Genomic DNA, 15,366 nt, shown 5'->3' on the forward strand with positions numbered 1-15,366 from the left:
TCTCGCAGACGGTTCCTCATTCGATCGGCGAAGATCGTCTGATATTTCAGCCGCCGACCCCGGTCTTTGCGCGCCTGACGCCGTAACGTGCGTTCATCACCTCGTCCGCCTCGCCACGCGCTATCTTGGAGATCGCCCTGCTCGCGCCCGCCTCGACGGTGGCAGGCTGGCTAGCCCGCACGATCTCGAAGGTCTGGCCGGCGCTCTTCTCCAGCATGCGCGCCTCAAGCCCTTCGCCAAGCTCGATGCGGACGGTCGAGTTGCCGCCGCGACCCGACATCATCGCCTCCGACACGTCGTTCGGGTACACCTGTGCGCCGCGCGGCAAGTTCACAAGTTCCGGCCCCCGTTCGCCGACCCATGACAGCCCGCCCCGCCAGTTTTTCGTGCCGTTGGCGTTGGCGCCGATTCGCAGCCCCGCCCATGGATCGCCCCCGCCGCCACCGCCACTGAAATTGAGAAGCCCCGCCAGCGCGCCGAACAGGCCGCCGCCCTTGCCGTTTCCGTTTCCGTTGAACAGGTTGTCCAGCGCCATCTCCTGAAGGCGGTCGATCAACTTGTCGAGCGCGTTCGACATGATGTCGGCCGCCGACTTGCCGTCCCGAAGATCGGAGATCACGCCGGAGAGCGCATCACGACCGACATCGCGCAATTCCTCGGCGCTGCGACGCACCTGGTCCTGCGCTTCCGCCGCCTTGTTCGCCTCGGCCTCGGTCACGCCATAGGCATCGGCGAGTGCGCGGATCTGCGCCTCAAGTTCCGGCGTAATCTCTACTCCAGCCTGCATGGCGGCGCTCAACAAGTCCTGCTCGGCCTGCGCAGTGGCGACCGCGCGTCCGTAATCCTCGACAAGCGGATTGAGATTAGCGAGCGCCACGGCCTCGGCTGCGATCGCTGCCGTGCGGTCTTTGATCGACTGAACTTCGCGCTCATATGAGTTCGCGGTGTCAGAACCAGGGGGAGATAGCGGTGTGAAGCTCTGCGAAGTGTCGGTTTCCTTGGTGGACCCGGTGTCGTCACGGTCCTTCAAGATCGCCATGATCCGCTTTTCTTCGGCGGCGATGGCCGCCATGCGTGCTTCAAGTTTGCGAATTTGCGTTTCTCGGCGCTTCGCGCTGCGATCCGTCATCTGGGTCTCGCGGTTGCGCAATTCGAGGATCTCGTTTTCGACCTCCAACCGTTCCAGTCCGAGGGATTGCAGTCTCTTTTCGAGAACGCCGGCACTCTTGTTGTCGATCTCGCGGAACTTGTCGATGAGCGCTTGCAGTTCGCCAGCCACAGTGACGATCGCGGTCTTCATCCCAGTTCCGATCTGCTGGGTAATGAGCTGGAATTGCCGGTCGATATCCGCCGCCTTCTCTGCGATATCATCCGACAGCACCAACCCGAAGTCGCGGGCCTCCTGGCGCCCGCGGCGTATCGACTCGACGCCCTCGTCGAGCAGCTTCACAAACTGCTCGCCACCCGTTCCACCGAAGATCTCGTCGGAGATCCGGATTTGTGATGCCCTATCGAGCTGCTCCAGCCGCCCGATGATAGTCTCGAACAGTTCGTCCGGCTTCGACAGCCCCTCCTTCAGATCTGTGGCGGCGATCCCTAGCCGAGCGAAAGCCTCCGCTGCCGGGCCCTTGCCCGTCTCGATGAACTCGTCGGCCCGCAAGTTCATTTCCTTCAGACCGTCGGTGAGAGCATCCACGCTCACCTTGGATTTCTCGGTCGAGTACCGAAGCTCCTGGAACGCCTCGAAAGACACGCCCGCCATCTCTGCTTCGCCGGACATCTCGGCGATGCTGCTCGTCACCTGCCGGATGGTCTCCACGATGGCCGCAGGCGCCAACGCGGCAGTCAACGCACCGGAAAACCGCGCTCCGGCCGCCGCGCCGATCTTCGACAACCGGCGCTCCATCTCCCTGCCACGCTTCTCGATCCGCGTGAACTGATGATCGGTGTTCCGCGACGCCTTTTCGAGCGTCTTGAGATAGCCGTCGATTTTCGCTTCAAGCGTCGCGACGAGGCGTTCGACTTTGACGGTCATGCTAGTTCCCCTTTTCGCCACTCGCGCGCTGAAGGATAGTCACCAACCCCGTGCACATGGCGACAAAGTCGTCGCGGCGCGCGCTGCGCATTGCATGCGCGTGAAAGGCGGTCAGCAAGGCCACCGCCACGTCGTCGTTTGTCGCGCCACCCCGCTTGGCGGCGAGGGAAATCTCGGCCAGCTCTTCGAGAACGATCTCCGCCGCTGGTGTGAGAGGTACAGCTTCGAACAACTGATCTTTTGCCATCGGGCATCTCCTTCAGGTTGCAGTTGGCCGGCAGCTTACACTAGTGCTGCCGGCCATTCGCGCATGCCGATTAGGACGTCGCGACCTTGAGAAGCTTAATGGCTTCGGAGTTCGCGATGTCGCCGCCAACGCGCTTGGTCGTGTAGAAAATTACGTTCGGTTTGTTGGTGAACGGGTCGCGGAGCACCTGGATCGAGGCGAGCTCCACGATCACGTAGCCCAGGGCGAAGTTGCCGAACGCGATCGGGAATTCGCCTGCGCCGACGTCGGGCATGTTCTCATCGAACTCGACCGGATAGCCGAGAAGCGACGGCGGCGCGCCGGCCGTCATGCCCATCCGCCAGATATAATTTCCGTCACCATCCTTGAACTTGTCGATCTTGGAGGCGGTGTTGGAGTTCATCAGCCACACCGCGCCGCGCCGGTAGGGCGCCCGCAGCCCCCAGACCATATCGCGCAAGGCGTCGGCCGGGCTCGACGACGCGAAGCCAGCCGCCGCGCCGGTCGCGAAGTATTGCAGCGTCCCCCACGCGCGAGTGGCGTCGCCGGTGGTCACGGGCGTGCCCGAGAGCACTCCATTCGGCTTCAAGATCCCGTCACCGGAGATGTAGGCCACGCCTTCCGATCGGCCGAACTTGTCGGTGATCTTGGCTTCGAGCCACTCGCCAATATTGAAGAACGAAGTGTCCAGCAATTTCTGGGTGGTCTTCGGAGAGGCATGAAGCTCATGCAACGGCACGATCAGCTTGCCGAGCCGAGGCGTGTCCGTCGCGTTGCGTGCTGCGGTCTCACCGACCCATTCCGCGCCGGCTTCGTCATGGTCGATCACCTCCTCCCACGCGTCGCCGCTCTCGATCGTGACGATGCGCGCCAGGCGCCGCATGGCCGACTGGTCCCAGATCTTCGTGGTCATCGAATCCGACATGGCGGGCAGAACGAGAAAGCCGCCATTCGCGTCCTCGCCGGTCGACATGGCATTCACATTGATCAGCGCCGACGGATCGCCTGCCTTGATGAACTGACCGATCGCCTCACGCTCGAGGCGCAGATTGACGGCGTTCGGGCCGGAAGGCATGGAGCCGCCTCCGATCTGAGCAGCGGCGAGGCGGGACGCCATATCGTCCATGCTTGCGTTGACCTGATCCATCTCGCGGCGCTGGGCACTGATGAAGTCGGCGAATGTGGTCTGCAGCTCGGCGAGTACGGCCGAGGGGTTGCCATTTGCGCTGACCGTTATCGGTCCGCGGATACGGGAGTGCATGGTCATGACGATGACCCTTTCCAGATGGTCCGGTAGGCGCTGGCTGTCGCTCGACATACCTTCGGCGCCTCCTGGGAGGTGAATTTTCGGAAATTGTGCGGCAGCGTCCTGCAATGCCGGTTCCGGCAGCGTTGTGCATGCCGGCTGTTCGCCTGATCCCGTGATCGTGCCTGACAGCGCGAAGCATGAAAGGCGATCCGACTCGGTTCGGAGAAATCACACTTACTGTACGACATGAAGATTCGGTCTGGCAAGGTCGCGAAAGCTGTGAGCGATGTTCTCCAGAAGGTCCGCGACATCTGCGGCTGTTGCGTCGGTGTGCGCCATGATCGTTGCGGCCGCGCCCTTGATGGCACCTTCGAACACAGCTTCTGGCCGACAGGGATGTGGCGCGGCCGGCGTGGTGAGCTTGGCCAATGCTGACATCACCGCGCGGACTTCGCGATCGTGTCGCTCGATGTCGTCAGATTGGGGCTTCGTTTTCTCGTTCATCGCCTTGTTCTCCTTCAACTGAGGCTCATCGTGATTGCTTTGGTCCGCGCCGCCGGCGGGCGCGATAGGTCGCTTCGCGGGCTCGGGTTCCGGCGCGGCGGCATGCGTGCGAGCAGAAATGCGGCACGCGGCCGGCAGCGGGCTTTTCGACCGCAAACGCAGAGCCGCAGGCTCGACATCTGAGCACGGTGCGGTCAACGCTTGCCGCATCGGAGGCGAGCCAAGCGCTGCGCTGCGCGGCAGCATGGGCCTTCCGGCAAGCATCCGTGCAAAACCGCGCGGGCCGACCACGCGTGACCACGGCCGGCACATCGCTTCCGCACTCCAGGCACGGCCGCGCCGGCTCTGGCAGGCCCGGCAGATCGGCTTGCTCCGGAGTGCAAGAAAATCGGGAGAATTTCCCCGAATTCGGCCCCGGAGTTTCGGTCAAGATAGATAACGGATTGTTTTTACATTGCTTTTTCATTTGCCACCTGCCTTGAGCCGGAAAAAGGCCGCTGCGGAGGACGAAAACGCCCCGGGGAGAGAAAAAATCCCTGAATGAGGGGGGCGGCGGCACGCGGCGGGAGGGGGTGTAGAGATTTGACCCACCCCCCTAACGCCCGTCACTCTGGGGCAGGGGCTCGCCCCGCTTGAACGCGTCCACCATCGCCTGCACACGCGCTCGTGCCTCTGGCGACGGGCGCGGGATCTCGCGGTAGCGGTGCGCCTCATCGCGCCAGCGCTGCTCTGCAGCGTGCCGGGCACGTTGCTCGGCCTCTGCCTTCGCCGCCCGGTCCGTTTCGATGCGCAGCTCGGGAGGGGAGGGCAGGAAGCCGTGGCCGAGCGAGCCTCGTACGATCGCCGTGATGGCAAGCTGCAGGTGGTCTAGCCGCGCGCCCTGCAGCGCGGTGATGTACATCTCTAGGTCGCCGGCCGCGTCCTCGCTCGCCCTCGTCGGCAGTGATCCGAGCCGCACAAGCGCGGCGGTCACGTCCTGCCTGGTCACCGTGCGCTGTTCGCTATTCGACATCCGCCGCTCCTTTCGCCAACTCTGCCCGTGCGGCCTCGACGACATTGCGCGGCTTCCGATCGACAGATCGCTTTCCGCGCGCCCGTCGGTCCGCGTTAGCGGACGGTCGTTCAGAGAAAGGGTCGTTCTTATTAAGGGTGCACGTGGGCGTGGGGGTCCCCTGCATCTGTGCGTGGGGGTCCCCCCCATCTCCACGTGTAGGGGGGGCATCCGAAATCGCGTCTTCCAGAAGCTGTTCGGATGGCTCTCGATCCATCACGACCTGGTAGAAATTCGCGAGGCGCGCCCCGTTGCTGCCGCGCCGCTCGCGACGGCGAATGTAGCCACGCCTGTCCAGTTCACGGAGCGCGTTGCGAATGCTCTCCTTGGTCGAATCGAGTTTCTCGGCCAACGTGGTGTGCCTGACGATGCACCAACCGTTGTTGTCCGCATGGGTGCCAAGCGCCGCGAGAACGTGCAAAGCAAGACGCGAGAGCTTCTTGTCGACCACTGCGTCGGCGGGGATGATGCTATAGCGAGGGCCGCTCATCACGCGCCCCCGCCGTTGGCGATCCGAATGGCCTCGATCGCCTGGCGCGCCGTCAGCGAGAACATATCGCGCAGCATCGCCACGGCCGGCCGCGTCAGGGTGTTCCTGTTCGCCTCATACCAGCGCGCTGCCATCTCAATTTCGGGGGAAAAACCTTCCCGCCGGGAATGTTTTCTCTCAACCCGCGAGTTTGACAGCTCGTCCGTAAGTGCTTGTTTTCCAGAACCCAGTTTGACAGCGGATTTTTCGTAAGTGCTTGAATTTACGTCTTCAACACTGGATTGAAAATCCGCGTGTCGGTGGTTCAAATCCGCCCCCGGGCACCATTTGCTCTTCTCATAGATCAACATTCGAAAACAAAAAACCTTGTTTTTCAATGGATTGACGCAAGCAAGGTGAGCGTTGCTGCTCATAGCTGCCCCCTGCTTTGCGGCCAAAGGCGGGTAACGCCTCGCGGGTAATTCTCCATTACCCGAAGCGTTACCCGCCTTTGGCTCTTTCGGAATTCGCAATCAAGAACGCTAATCCACGCGAAAAGGCATTCAGGCTTTCTGATGGAGACGGGCTGCACCTGCCTGTGCAATCGAGCGGGTCAAAGCTGTGGCAACTGCGGTACAAGCACCAGAAGAAGGAGAACATCCTCTCCTTCGGTCGCTATCCGATCGTGTCTCTTGCTGAAGCCATGCCGCGATACTTGGAACGCCATTTGTAGAAGGTCGCATCGCTTACGCCGTATTTGCGGCACAGATCGGTGGCCGACATGCCCGCTTGGCGCTCCTTCAAAATGCCGATGATCTGCTCATCAGAACATCTGGATCGTTTCATTGCCTGTCTCCTTCTTCAGAGAGCAAGCTAACCTCAAAGCGGGGACAATTCAGGGGAGCAGGTCACGAGCTCTCGTGCTTTATGAGAAGGCTTGGAAATCGCATGTCGAGTTCGAAGTCGAACTAGTACAGCCGCGCGCCAACGCCGATAGCGTGTCGGTTCCCATCCTTCAATTGCTGGCGACCACGGATCTGTGCTTGAAGAAGACCACGGACGCCGACCTGCGGGTCATCGTCAACGCGGGCGGGGCCGATTGATGTAGTCCGAGCCGCTTCAAGCGAACACAACGCCGGCTCACCCACAGCTCGTAAGACCCGTGCCGCAGTTGCGGTGGGCGAGTTCTTACGCGCACCCCGGCGCTCACGGGCTTTTTTCAACTTGGCCGTCTGATGAATGGTAGTTTTACCGGTTTTCTCCCTAGAACCGGACAGTCAGCAGACGGCCCCTCTTTTGACGGTCCGAAATGCGCCCTCGAAGCGGACTCATCGACACCGGCCGCGAAATGTCTGCTTTTGACCCGAAGTAGCAATGACGTTAACGCGCCAGAGGGCCGAAATGCAAAAGAAGCTGAGAGCGATCGCGCAGTCCGACGACATTGGATTACTGGATTAATCCCACACTTTTGACACAAGAGAATACTCGAACATCCGCGCGCGCCTACAGGCAACCCAATGCCGCGCTGCGAGATCCGTGCCATGCTTATTTGGCATATCTGAAAGGTCGGTAGTCCTTCTGGTGATATCAATGCGCCCTCGATAGTCTCACTTCGTCGGGTGCGGATGAGCGCGTCCCCAAGAGTAAACGAAGGCGGGATGCGGGGGAGGACCACGCAAGTGCCGGTGCCGATGAAGCCGCCAGCCCCGTCCCCAGAGGAGAATGCCAAGAATGAAGCATAAGGGTGAATGGCGGGTGTCTCTCGCTGGTGAGTGCATGGTGACGCGCCCGTTTTCGATGCATGACGAGCCTGAATTTCTCGGCATGTGGGACCTGATCAGGGACTCCGATGTCGCTTACGGCCACCTCGAGATGAACTTCGCCGAACCCGAGGAATTGAAATGGCCTGCGCGCGGCCAGGGCATCGGCTCGTTCATGATTTCGGAACCGGCGGTCGCCGGCGACCTCAAATGGGCCGGATTCGACATCATGTCCGCGGCACACAATCACAGCTTCGACTTCGGCGCAGAGGGAATAGCCGCCACCAGGAAGCACATGAAGGTGGCGGGGATCGCCACCGCGGGGACAGGAACCGATCTCGAACGCGCCTCCGAACCCGCCTATGTGGAAAAGAAGAACGGGCGTGTGGCGCTCGTCGCCGCATCGTCCGGCAACCAGCATTTCATGTGGGCCAACCACGCCAAGGGCGCCTTCATGGCGCGGCCCGGCGTCAATCCGCTTCGGCTGAAATACGAGTTCGTCGTCGATCCGCAGACCATGGCGAACCTGAAGGACTTCGCCGCCAAGCTGAACATCGCCAAGCCTCCCAAGCACGGACCCGAAGGCGCATTCGGGTTCCTGATTCCTGCCGCGCAGCAATGGGGCGATCCCGAGTGTTTCGTCGAGGGCGAGAAATGCGAGATCGTCTCCAAATGCGACCGGCGCGATCTGGAGCGCAACCTGCGTTCGATCGAGGAAGCGCGGTGCATGTCCGACCTCGTGATCGTCGCGCATCACTTCTCGGTGTCCGACGGACCGCGCGGCGACACGCCGCCGCGTTTCGTCGAGGAATTCGCACGCGCGTCGATCGACGGCGGCGCCGATATTTATGTCGGCCATGGCTGGCACCGCACGCTTGGAATCGAAATTTACAAGGGCAAGCCGATCATCTACGGGATCGGGAATTTCTTCGCCCATTCCGAGTTCCTGCAGCATGTGCCCTATGACAGCTACGACGCTTGGGGGCACGACGTCGACAGGCTGCAGACGCTGCACCCGGCGCTGCACCCGCTGCATCCGGGTCTCGACCATTCCGCCGAGACTTGGTGGGGCTCCTGCATCATCAAGCTGGAAATGAAGGACGACAGGCTGACCAGGCTGTATCTGCACCCGGTTGAAATGGGTCGCGATTCGACGCCCGAAGCGCCGCTTCACAGGCGTACCGGAAGCGGCGAGCACCCGTTGACCGAAGGCAGGCCCATATTGGCGAAGGGCGATAATGCCGCCCGGATTCTCGAGCGCTACAAGCGGCTTTCCGCGCCATTCGGGACGCAGGTCGAAATTCGCGACGGGGTCGGAATCGTCGATCTCGAAGCCTGAAAACCAGGAACAGCGTCTGGCCCGGCGGAGGAGCGGGGCCAGGTGAACGGCCGGACCGAACCGGTCCGGAATTCGGAGGAGAGCATGGGGCTCGATGTAGCCGGGATTGATACGCGCAAGGCGACGCGCTCTGCCGACAGCGGCGGTGGCGCGGCCGATCCCGCAAGGATCCGGGCGACGGAGCCGTTGCTTGCCGTCCGGGACCTGCGGGTCGCATTTCCCGGAAATGGGCGGGAAGCGAGTCCGGTGGTCACCGGACTCGGATTCGAGATTGCGCAGGGCGAAACGCTGGGCATCGTCGGCGAATCCGGCTGCGGCAAGACGATGACATCGCTGTCGCTGCTGGGTCTGGTCCCCGGCCGCGGCCGTGTCACCGGCCAGATCCTGTTCGACGGACGCGACCTGCTGACCCAGAGCGACCGCGCGTGGCGTGACATGCGCGGGCGCGACATCGCCATGATCTTCCAGGAACCGATGACCGCCATGAACCCGGTGATGACTGTCGGTGCGCAGATCGCCGAGGTGCTGAGCGTACACGAGGGGCTCGGCAAGCGCGCCGGATTCGACCGCGCTGTGGAATTGCTCGAAGCCGTCGGTATCCCTTCGGCGCGCCACCGGGCCGGGGATTTTCCCCATCAGCTTTCCGGCGGCATGCGGCAGCGCGCGATGATCGCGATGGCGCTGGCCTGCCGCCCGAAACTCCTGGTCGCCGACGAGCCGACCACCGCGCTCGACGTGACCATTCAGGCGCAAATCCTCGACCTGATCCTCGAACTCCAGGAAGACACTGGCATGGCGGTGCAGTTCATCACGCACAACCTGGCGGTGGTCTCGGAGCTCGCGCATCGGATCCTGGTGATGTACGCCGGCAGGGGCGTTGAACTTGCTCCCTCCGAAAAGCTCTTCGACAATCCGCAGCATCCCTACACGCGCGGACTGATCCAGACGCTTCCCGATCCAGACCGTAAGGTCGATCGGCTGCATGTGATCAGGGGCAGCCTGCGAGTCCAGCCGGATCGGGGATGCCGCTTCGCGCCGCGCTGTCCGCTGGTCAGCGACAAGTGCCGCGCGGCCGAGCCACAATTGCGCGAGGTCGATCCCGGCCATTTCGTCGCTTGCGTCGAGGTGACGGCATGACCTCGCTGCTCCAAATCGAGAATGTCTCCGTTCACTTCCCGACACGGGGCTCGCTGCTCCGTCCCGGCCCGGTGCTGCGTGCCGTCGACAATGTCTCGCTGAACCTCAGCCGCGGCGAGACGCTCGCCATCGTCGGCGAAAGCGGGTCGGGCAAGAGCACGCTCGGCTACGCTGTGGCCGGGCTGAGGGCGCCGACGTCTGGCAGCATCCAGGTAAATGCCCAGCGCCGGCATCGGGACGGACGCCATCCGGTGCAGATCATCTTCCAGGACCCGTTCTCCGCGCTCGATCCGCGCATGACGGTGGAAGACATCGTCGGCGAACCGCTGCGGTTGAGCGACACGCCTGTAGCGCGCCGCCAGCGGCGCGAGCGGGTGGCTGATGTGCTTGAGCAGGTGGGTATGCCCGCCGACGCGGCCAACCGCTATCCGCACCAGTTTTCCGGCGGCCAGCGCCAGCGCATCGCCATCGCCCGCGCGTTGATCGGCGATCCCGAGTTGATCGTCGCCGATGAACCGCTCTCCGCGCTCGATGTGTCGATCCAGTCCAAGATACTGAACCTGATGGACGAGATCCGTGAAAAGCACGGATTGAGCTATTTCTTCATCAGCCACGATTTCGGCGTCGTCCGACATCTCGCCGACCGCGTGGCGGTCCTCTATCTCGGCAACATCATGGAGGTGGCGTCCGCCGACGACATCTTCTCGACGCCCAGCCATCCCTATACACGGGCTCTCTTCGAGGCTGTGCCCCGCATCGGGCGAGGGCGGCGTAAGCGCGGCACGCTCCTCAAGGGCGAAATACCAACCCCGCTCGATCCGCCTTCCGGTTGCGTCTTCCACACGAGATGCCCGCGCGCCACGGCGATCTGCACCACCACCAGGCCGGCGCTGGAAAGCGCCGCCGGACGGCCCGGCCATCTTGCCGCGTGCCATCACAAGGACTGACAGGATGCTCAGATATTCCCTCTCGCGTCTCTCCCAAGCCGTTCTCGTGATTGCCATCATGTCCTTCATGCTGTTCGCGGTGATCGGCCTGATGCCGGGCGATCCGCTGGAGAACATGTTCGAGGGCAATCCCTCCCTGACACCGGAACTCATGGCGCAGATGCGGGAACTCTATGGCGTCGATCAGCCCATCACCACGCGCTACTGGAACTGGTTGACCGCTGCGCTGCAGGGCGACCTGGGCTATTCGAGCCTGTATTTCCGGCCCGTGCTGGACGTCCTCGTGCCGGCGATGTTCCAGACTGCCAAGCTCCTGGTCCTGACGCTCATGGTATCGGTGCCGCTGGCGATGATCCTCGGCACCCTCGCCTCCCGCAAGCCGAACGGGATGATCGATACCTTGGTGGGGCTGTTCTCCTTCGCGGCCATCTCGCTGCCGAATTTCTGGGTGTCGCTGCTGCTGATTATCCTGTTCTCGGTCAAGCTCGGCATCCTCCCGGCATCCGGTTCCCCGATGAGCGACGACGCCGGCTTCTGGATCCATGTAAGGCATCTGGTTCTGCCGGTCGGTGTGCTGGCGATGTTCCATGTCGGTCCGCTGATCCGCTACGTGCGTGCGGCGATGATCGAGACGCTGTCCGCCGATTTTGTCCGAACGGCCCGCGCAAAGGGGCTGAACGAACGCACCGTGATCGTTCGGCACGCCCTGCGCAACGCGCTTATTCCGATGGTGACGGTGCTCGCGCTCAGCTTCGGACATTTGTTCTCGGGCGCGCTGGTGATCGAGACGATCTTCGGCATGCTCGGCATGGGCAAGCTCATCTACGACGCGATTTCCAATGTGGATTTCAACCTCGCCCTCGTCGGTCTGCTGATGGCGACGATCGTGGTGCTGGTCGCCAATCTGCTCGCGGATCTGGCCTACGCGGTTCTCGATCCGAGGATCACGCTATGACGGATGCGATCGATATCCGCTACGAGCGCGCGCCTCTGCCGCCGGCGCAGTCGATCTGGCGCCTGCGCTACGAAAAATTCCGCAGCCACCGGGTGGCCACCTATTCACTGCTCTGCCTCGCATTGCTGATCCTGGTCTGCCTGAGCGCATGGCCGCTCGGCCAGATGCTGGATATCGATCCAAACAAGACCAATCTGCTCGCACGCTTCCGGCCGCCTTCCGCCCAGCACTGGCTTGGCACGGACGATCTGGGCCGCGACGTGCTGCTCCGGTTGCTCTACGGGGGCCAGGTTTCGATCGCGGTCGGTGTGTTGGCGACCGGATTGATGTCCATCGTCGGGATCGCCATCGGCGTTTCTGCGGGTTTCCTCGGCGGGCGCGTCGACAGCGTGCTGATGCGCATTACGGACGTCTTGATCGCACTGCCGCTTATCCCGTTGCTGATCGTGCTGGGATCGATCGACCTGACCAAGCTCGGGCTCAGCGCCTCGGCGGCGAACTCCCCTCTTTTCATCTTTCTGCGCATCGTGATCATCATTGCGCTGGTCGACTGGACGACCATGGCGCGGATCGCCCGTGCCGGCACGATCCAGATGCGCAGCCGCGACTACGTGCGCGCTGCCACCGTCAGCGGCGCCGGCCGCATCTACAACGTGTTCATCCACGTGCTGCCCAATATCTCGACACCGTTGATCGTCGCCGCGACGCTGACGGTCGGACGCGTCATCCTGCTTGAATCGACGCTGAGCTTCCTCGGCTTCGGAATCGTTCCGCCGACCCCGACCTGGGGGAACATGCTGACCAATGCGCAGCAGCTCATCATCTCTGCTCCGCACCTGGCGATATATCCGGGGATTTTGATCTTCGTCACCGTCATGGCCGTCAACTTTGTCGGCGACGGCGTGCGTTACGCATTTGACCCTCGCGCGGAAAACGAGGGCGGATCTCAGTGAGCCGTATCCAAAAGGGAGGATAACATGAGGATAACCAAATCGATGATGGCCAGCGTTGCGATCGGGCTTACGCTCTCGCTCGCCGGCAGCGCCATGGCGCAACCCGACAAGTCGCAGCTTGTCGTCGGGCAGTTGCAGTTCCTGAAGAACTTCCATCCGCTCATCCAGGTGAACAATACCAAGCGCCTGCAGATCAATTACGGACTGCTTCCGCTCACGGCGTACAACTGGGACGCCGAGAATGAATGCATCCTGTGCGAAGAGGTGCCGACACTGGACAACGGGCTCGCGGAGATCGTCGACAATGCGGACGGATCCAAGGGCATGCGGGTCACCTTCAAGCTGAAGGAAGGGCTGTCGTGGGGCGACGGCGAACCGGTGACGAGCAACGATGTCGCTTTCACGCTCAAGATGGCCAACGATCCCGACATCGGCTTTTCGGAGTTCAACCCGTGGACCCGGGCGAGCGAGATCGAGATCGTCGATGACCGTACCTTCACGCTCGTCCTGCCGGAGCTGACGCCCAGCTTCGCTTCGTGGGACCAGGTTCTGCCCGAGCATATCGAAGGGCCGGTCTATGCCGAAAACGGCGACAACGAGAGTTACGTCAAGCAGACCCACTACAACACCGAACCGACCAATCCGGGCCTGTGGAATGCGCCGTTCATGCTGTCGGAATACCAGATCGGCACGCGCCTGACCTGGGTGCCCAATCCGCACTGGCCCGGCAAGAAGCCGGGCTTCGAGAAGGTCACCTTGAGCTACCGCGACAACTCGTCCGCATTGGTGCAGAACCTGCTCGCTGGCGAGATCGACGCTGTGCCCGTCAGCCCCGGCGGCATCAGCTTCAGCCAGATGCTCGACGTGAAGAAACAGCGCGCCAACGACCTGAAGTTCCACGTCATCGATGGCACGAATCTTGAGCGGATCGCCGTCAATCTCGACAATCCGATCCTCGCCGACATCAAGGTGCGTCGCGCGCTGCTGATGGGTATCGACCGGGAAGCGATCACCGAGGCCCTGTTCGAGGGCCAGCAGAAGGTCGCCAACGGGCTTCTGTCCGACTCCAACGCGCTGTTCAATCCGGACATCGCCAAATATTCCTTCGATCCCGAGGCGGCGAAGGCGCTTCTGGCGGAGGCCGGTTGGACGCCCGGTAGTGACGGGATTTGCACCAACAGCGCCGGCGACCGGTTGTCGCTCGATCTGGCGACGACAGCGGGAAACCAGACGCGTGAACAGATCGCGCTGGTGATCCAGGACCTGCTCAAACAGGTCTGCGTCGAGATCAACCCGCAATTCGTGCCGCTGCAGGAATATAACGGCACGCTGTCGCGCCGCCGGGAGTTCTCCGGCCTGATCATGTCCTCGATCCGTTTCTCGCCGTCGACGTCGCCTCGCATCGCCGTGGGCTCGGACCGGATTCCCACCGAGGCGAACAACTGGGTCGGCAACAACTTCTCGGGCTATACCTCGGAGAGGATGGACGCGGCGCTGGACGATTTCCAGTCGTCGCTGTCGTCCGCGCAAACCCGTGCGGCATGGGCCGACATCCAAGAGATCTTCGCCGAGGATCTGCCGATGCTGCCGCTGTATTTCTATGCGGAATCCTACGTGACTGTTCCGGATATGCAGGACTTCCACCTCAACACCTTTGACCCGCTGATGATCTGGGCGGTCGATTGGCACCGGCAATAGCGGCGAAACACAACCAGGCGGACCCCATCGGGGCCCGCCTTTTTTTGAATGCGGGACCGTCCGAATGAATATTGCGCTGCTCGATGACTATCTGCGACTTGCACCAACCCTGACCGACTGGTCGGCAATCGAGGCACGCGCGACGATCGACGTGATCGATCATCCCCTGCACGATATCGACACGGCTGTCCGTGAACTGGCCAGATACGACATCCTCTGCACCTTGCGTGAACGCACGCCGTTTCCCCGGGCACTGATCGAACGGCTGTCGCGTTTGCGGTACCTCTGCGTGACGGGCAAACGATACGACACGGTGGATTTGGATGCCTGCGCCGAGCGTGGCATCGTGGTCTCCAACACGCCGGTGTCGGGCGCGGGCTCTGGCGCCGTCGCCGAATTGACCTGGGGGCTGATTCTTTCGCTTGTTCGGCACATCGCCTTCGAGGACCGGCACATGCGCGACGGCGGTTGGCAGCATTTCGCGGGCAACACGCTGCGCGGCAAGACCCTGGGCATTGTCGGGCTCGGCGGGCTTGGGCGCGACGTGGCGCGGATCGGTCTGGCGTTCGGCATGCGGGTGCAGGCGTGGTCGCCCAACCTGACCGAAAAACGTGCGGCCGACGCCGGCGTGAGCCGTGTCACCAAGCACGAGCTATTCTCCGGTTCGGACGTGGTCTCGTTACATCTCGCGCTGGCCGAGACGACGAGAGGCATCATCGACGCGTTGGCCATCGACGCCATGAAGCCGACCGCATCCCTCGTCAATACGGCCCGCGCCGGACTGCTTGACGAGAACGCGCTGATTGCGGCCCTACGCGGAAACCGTATCCGCGGAGCCGGACTGGATGTCTACTCGGTGGAGCCGCTGCCCGCCGATCACGAATTGCGTCGTCTGCCCAATGTCGTTCTGACGCCGCATCTCGGCTATTTCACCGTCGAGATGCTGGCCGCCTATTATTCCTATGCGGTCGAGAACATCGCGGCCTTCCTGGACGGGAGCCCAATCCGAGTCGTGTCATGAC

16 protein-coding genes and 1 pseudogene are annotated in these 15,366 nt (G+C 62.5%); 9 read left to right on the top strand and 8 right to left on the bottom strand.

The features are described from left to right. Positions 1-46: 46 nt before the first annotated feature. The 7 genes from MRY80_RS24725 to MRY80_RS24755 form a co-directional block, all read right to left on the bottom strand. On the bottom strand, positions 47-1,894 hold the full coding sequence (locus MRY80_RS24725; protein ID WP_293294113.1) for a hypothetical protein: 1,848 nt from the start codon (positions 1,892-1,894) through the stop codon (positions 47-49). 142 nt (positions 1,895-2,036) lie between these two features. Further along, the gene (locus MRY80_RS24730) at positions 2,037-2,282 is read right to left on the bottom strand and encodes a hypothetical protein (RefSeq protein ID WP_293294115.1); all 246 of its coding nucleotides are present in this window, start codon (positions 2,280-2,282) and stop codon (positions 2,037-2,039) included. 70 nt (positions 2,283-2,352) lie between these two features. Beyond that, positions 2,353-3,600 carry a phage major capsid protein gene (locus MRY80_RS24735; protein ID WP_293294117.1) on the bottom strand — a complete coding sequence of 416 codons (1,248 nt, stop codon included), beginning with the start codon at positions 3,598-3,600 and terminating at the stop codon, positions 2,353-2,355. Positions 3,601-3,765: 165 nt separating this feature from the next. After that, a complete protein-coding gene (locus MRY80_RS24740; protein ID WP_293294119.1) occupies positions 3,766-4,281 on the bottom strand; it encodes a hypothetical protein in 516 nt (171 codons plus the stop codon). 349 nt (positions 4,282-4,630) lie between these two features. Then, positions 4,631-5,047, bottom strand: coding sequence for a hypothetical protein (locus tag MRY80_RS24745; RefSeq protein ID WP_293294121.1), 417 nt, complete (start codon positions 5,045-5,047; stop codon positions 4,631-4,633). After that, positions 5,037-5,576 carry a helix-turn-helix domain-containing protein gene (locus MRY80_RS24750; protein WP_293294123.1) on the bottom strand — a complete coding sequence of 180 codons (540 nt, stop codon included), beginning with the start codon at positions 5,574-5,576 and terminating at the stop codon, positions 5,037-5,039. The genes MRY80_RS24745 and MRY80_RS24750 overlap by 11 nt, the downstream gene beginning before the upstream one ends. Continuing rightward, the gene (locus MRY80_RS24755; protein ID WP_293294124.1) at positions 5,576-5,989 is read right to left on the bottom strand and encodes a hypothetical protein; all 414 of its coding nucleotides are present in this window, start codon (positions 5,987-5,989) and stop codon (positions 5,576-5,578) included. The genes MRY80_RS24750 and MRY80_RS24755 overlap by 1 nt, the downstream gene beginning before the upstream one ends. A gap of 77 nt (positions 5,990-6,066) precedes the next feature. Here MRY80_RS24755 and MRY80_RS24760 point away from each other — a divergent pair, with 77 nt between their 5' ends. Beyond that, positions 6,067-6,288: an Arm DNA-binding domain-containing protein gene (locus MRY80_RS24760; protein WP_293294125.1), complete on the top strand. Its 222-nt coding sequence runs from the start codon at positions 6,067-6,069 to the stop codon at positions 6,286-6,288. Here MRY80_RS24760 and MRY80_RS24765 read toward each other — a convergent pair. Beyond that, positions 6,258-6,401 (bottom strand): annotated as a pseudogene (locus MRY80_RS24765) (transposase); the annotation flags it as partial. The gene MRY80_RS24760 and the pseudogene MRY80_RS24765 overlap by 31 nt on opposite strands. A gap of 74 nt (positions 6,402-6,475) precedes the next feature. On the opposite strand from MRY80_RS24765, the gene MRY80_RS24770 reads away from it, so the two are divergent. The 8 genes from MRY80_RS24770 (at position 6,476) to MRY80_RS24805 (ending at position 15,365) form a co-directional block, all read left to right on the top strand. Beyond that, positions 6,476-6,658 carry a hypothetical protein gene (locus tag MRY80_RS24770; protein WP_293294127.1) on the top strand — a complete coding sequence of 61 codons (183 nt, stop codon included), beginning with the start codon at positions 6,476-6,478 and terminating at the stop codon, positions 6,656-6,658. A gap of 628 nt (positions 6,659-7,286) precedes the next feature. Further along, complete coding sequence (locus MRY80_RS24775; protein WP_293294129.1) at positions 7,287-8,654, top strand: CapA family protein; 1,368 nt, start codon at positions 7,287-7,289, stop codon at positions 8,652-8,654. Positions 8,655-8,738: 84 nt separating this feature from the next. Continuing rightward, on the top strand, positions 8,739-9,791 hold the full coding sequence (locus MRY80_RS24780) for an ABC transporter ATP-binding protein (RefSeq protein WP_293294131.1): 1,053 nt from the start codon (positions 8,739-8,741) through the stop codon (positions 9,789-9,791). Next, a complete protein-coding gene (locus tag MRY80_RS24785) occupies positions 9,788-10,738 on the top strand; it encodes an oligopeptide/dipeptide ABC transporter ATP-binding protein (RefSeq protein WP_293294133.1) in 951 nt (316 codons plus the stop codon). Before MRY80_RS24780 ends, MRY80_RS24785 begins: the two co-directional genes overlap by 4 nt. Before the next feature lie 4 nt (positions 10,739-10,742). Continuing rightward, positions 10,743-11,693, top strand: a complete 951-nt coding sequence (locus MRY80_RS24790; protein WP_293294135.1) for an ABC transporter permease — start codon at positions 10,743-10,745, stop codon at positions 11,691-11,693. Next, complete coding sequence (locus tag MRY80_RS24795; RefSeq protein ID WP_293294137.1) at positions 11,690-12,646, top strand: ABC transporter permease; 957 nt, start codon at positions 11,690-11,692, stop codon at positions 12,644-12,646. The genes MRY80_RS24790 and MRY80_RS24795 overlap by 4 nt, the downstream gene beginning before the upstream one ends. Before the next feature lie 24 nt (positions 12,647-12,670). Then, positions 12,671-14,344 carry a peptide ABC transporter substrate-binding protein gene (locus MRY80_RS24800; RefSeq protein ID WP_293294139.1) on the top strand — a complete coding sequence of 558 codons (1,674 nt, stop codon included), beginning with the start codon at positions 12,671-12,673 and terminating at the stop codon, positions 14,342-14,344. Positions 14,345-14,408: 64 nt separating this feature from the next. Continuing rightward, on the top strand, positions 14,409-15,365 hold the full coding sequence (locus MRY80_RS24805; protein ID WP_293294141.1) for a D-2-hydroxyacid dehydrogenase family protein: 957 nt from the start codon (positions 14,409-14,411) through the stop codon (positions 15,363-15,365). Position 15,366 lies beyond the last annotated feature (1 nt).

It is taken from the genome of Oricola sp., assembly GCF_022763245.1.
In the GTDB taxonomy this organism is placed as follows: domain Bacteria; phylum Pseudomonadota; class Alphaproteobacteria; order Rhizobiales; family Rhizobiaceae; genus Oricola.

Bases quoted from the DNA above. Each gene is read 5' to 3' on its own strand.
- MRY80_RS24745 (WP_293294121.1), bottom strand. From the start codon at position 5,047: ATGTCGAATAGCGAACAGCGCACGGTGACCAGGCAGGACGTGACCGCC.
- MRY80_RS24750 (WP_293294123.1), bottom strand. From the start codon at position 5,576: ATGAGCGGCCCTCGCTATAGCATCATCCCCGCCGACGCAGTGGTCGAC.
- MRY80_RS24735 (WP_293294117.1), bottom strand. From the start codon at position 3,600: ATGTCGAGCGACAGCCAGCGCCTACCGGACCATCTGGAAAGGGTCATC.
- MRY80_RS24785 (WP_293294133.1), top strand. From the start codon at position 9,788: ATGACCTCGCTGCTCCAAATCGAGAATGTCTCCGTTCACTTCCCGACA.
- MRY80_RS24795 (WP_293294137.1), top strand. From the start codon at position 11,690: ATGACGGATGCGATCGATATCCGCTACGAGCGCGCGCCTCTGCCGCCG.
- MRY80_RS24730 (WP_293294115.1), bottom strand. From the start codon at position 2,282: ATGGCAAAAGATCAGTTGTTCGAAGCTGTACCTCTCACACCAGCGGCG.
- MRY80_RS24800 (WP_293294139.1), top strand. From the start codon at position 12,671: ATGAGGATAACCAAATCGATGATGGCCAGCGTTGCGATCGGGCTTACG.
- MRY80_RS24775 (WP_293294129.1), top strand. From the start codon at position 7,287: ATGAAGCATAAGGGTGAATGGCGGGTGTCTCTCGCTGGTGAGTGCATG.
- MRY80_RS24805 (WP_293294141.1), top strand. From the start codon at position 14,409: ATGAATATTGCGCTGCTCGATGACTATCTGCGACTTGCACCAACCCTG.
- MRY80_RS24790 (WP_293294135.1), top strand. From the start codon at position 10,743: ATGCTCAGATATTCCCTCTCGCGTCTCTCCCAAGCCGTTCTCGTGATT.
- MRY80_RS24755 (WP_293294124.1), bottom strand. From the start codon at position 5,989: ATGAGCAGCAACGCTCACCTTGCTTGCGTCAATCCATTGAAAAACAAG.
- MRY80_RS24740 (WP_293294119.1), bottom strand. From the start codon at position 4,281: ATGCTGCCGCGCAGCGCAGCGCTTGGCTCGCCTCCGATGCGGCAAGCG.
- MRY80_RS24780 (WP_293294131.1), top strand. From the start codon at position 8,739: ATGGGGCTCGATGTAGCCGGGATTGATACGCGCAAGGCGACGCGCTCT.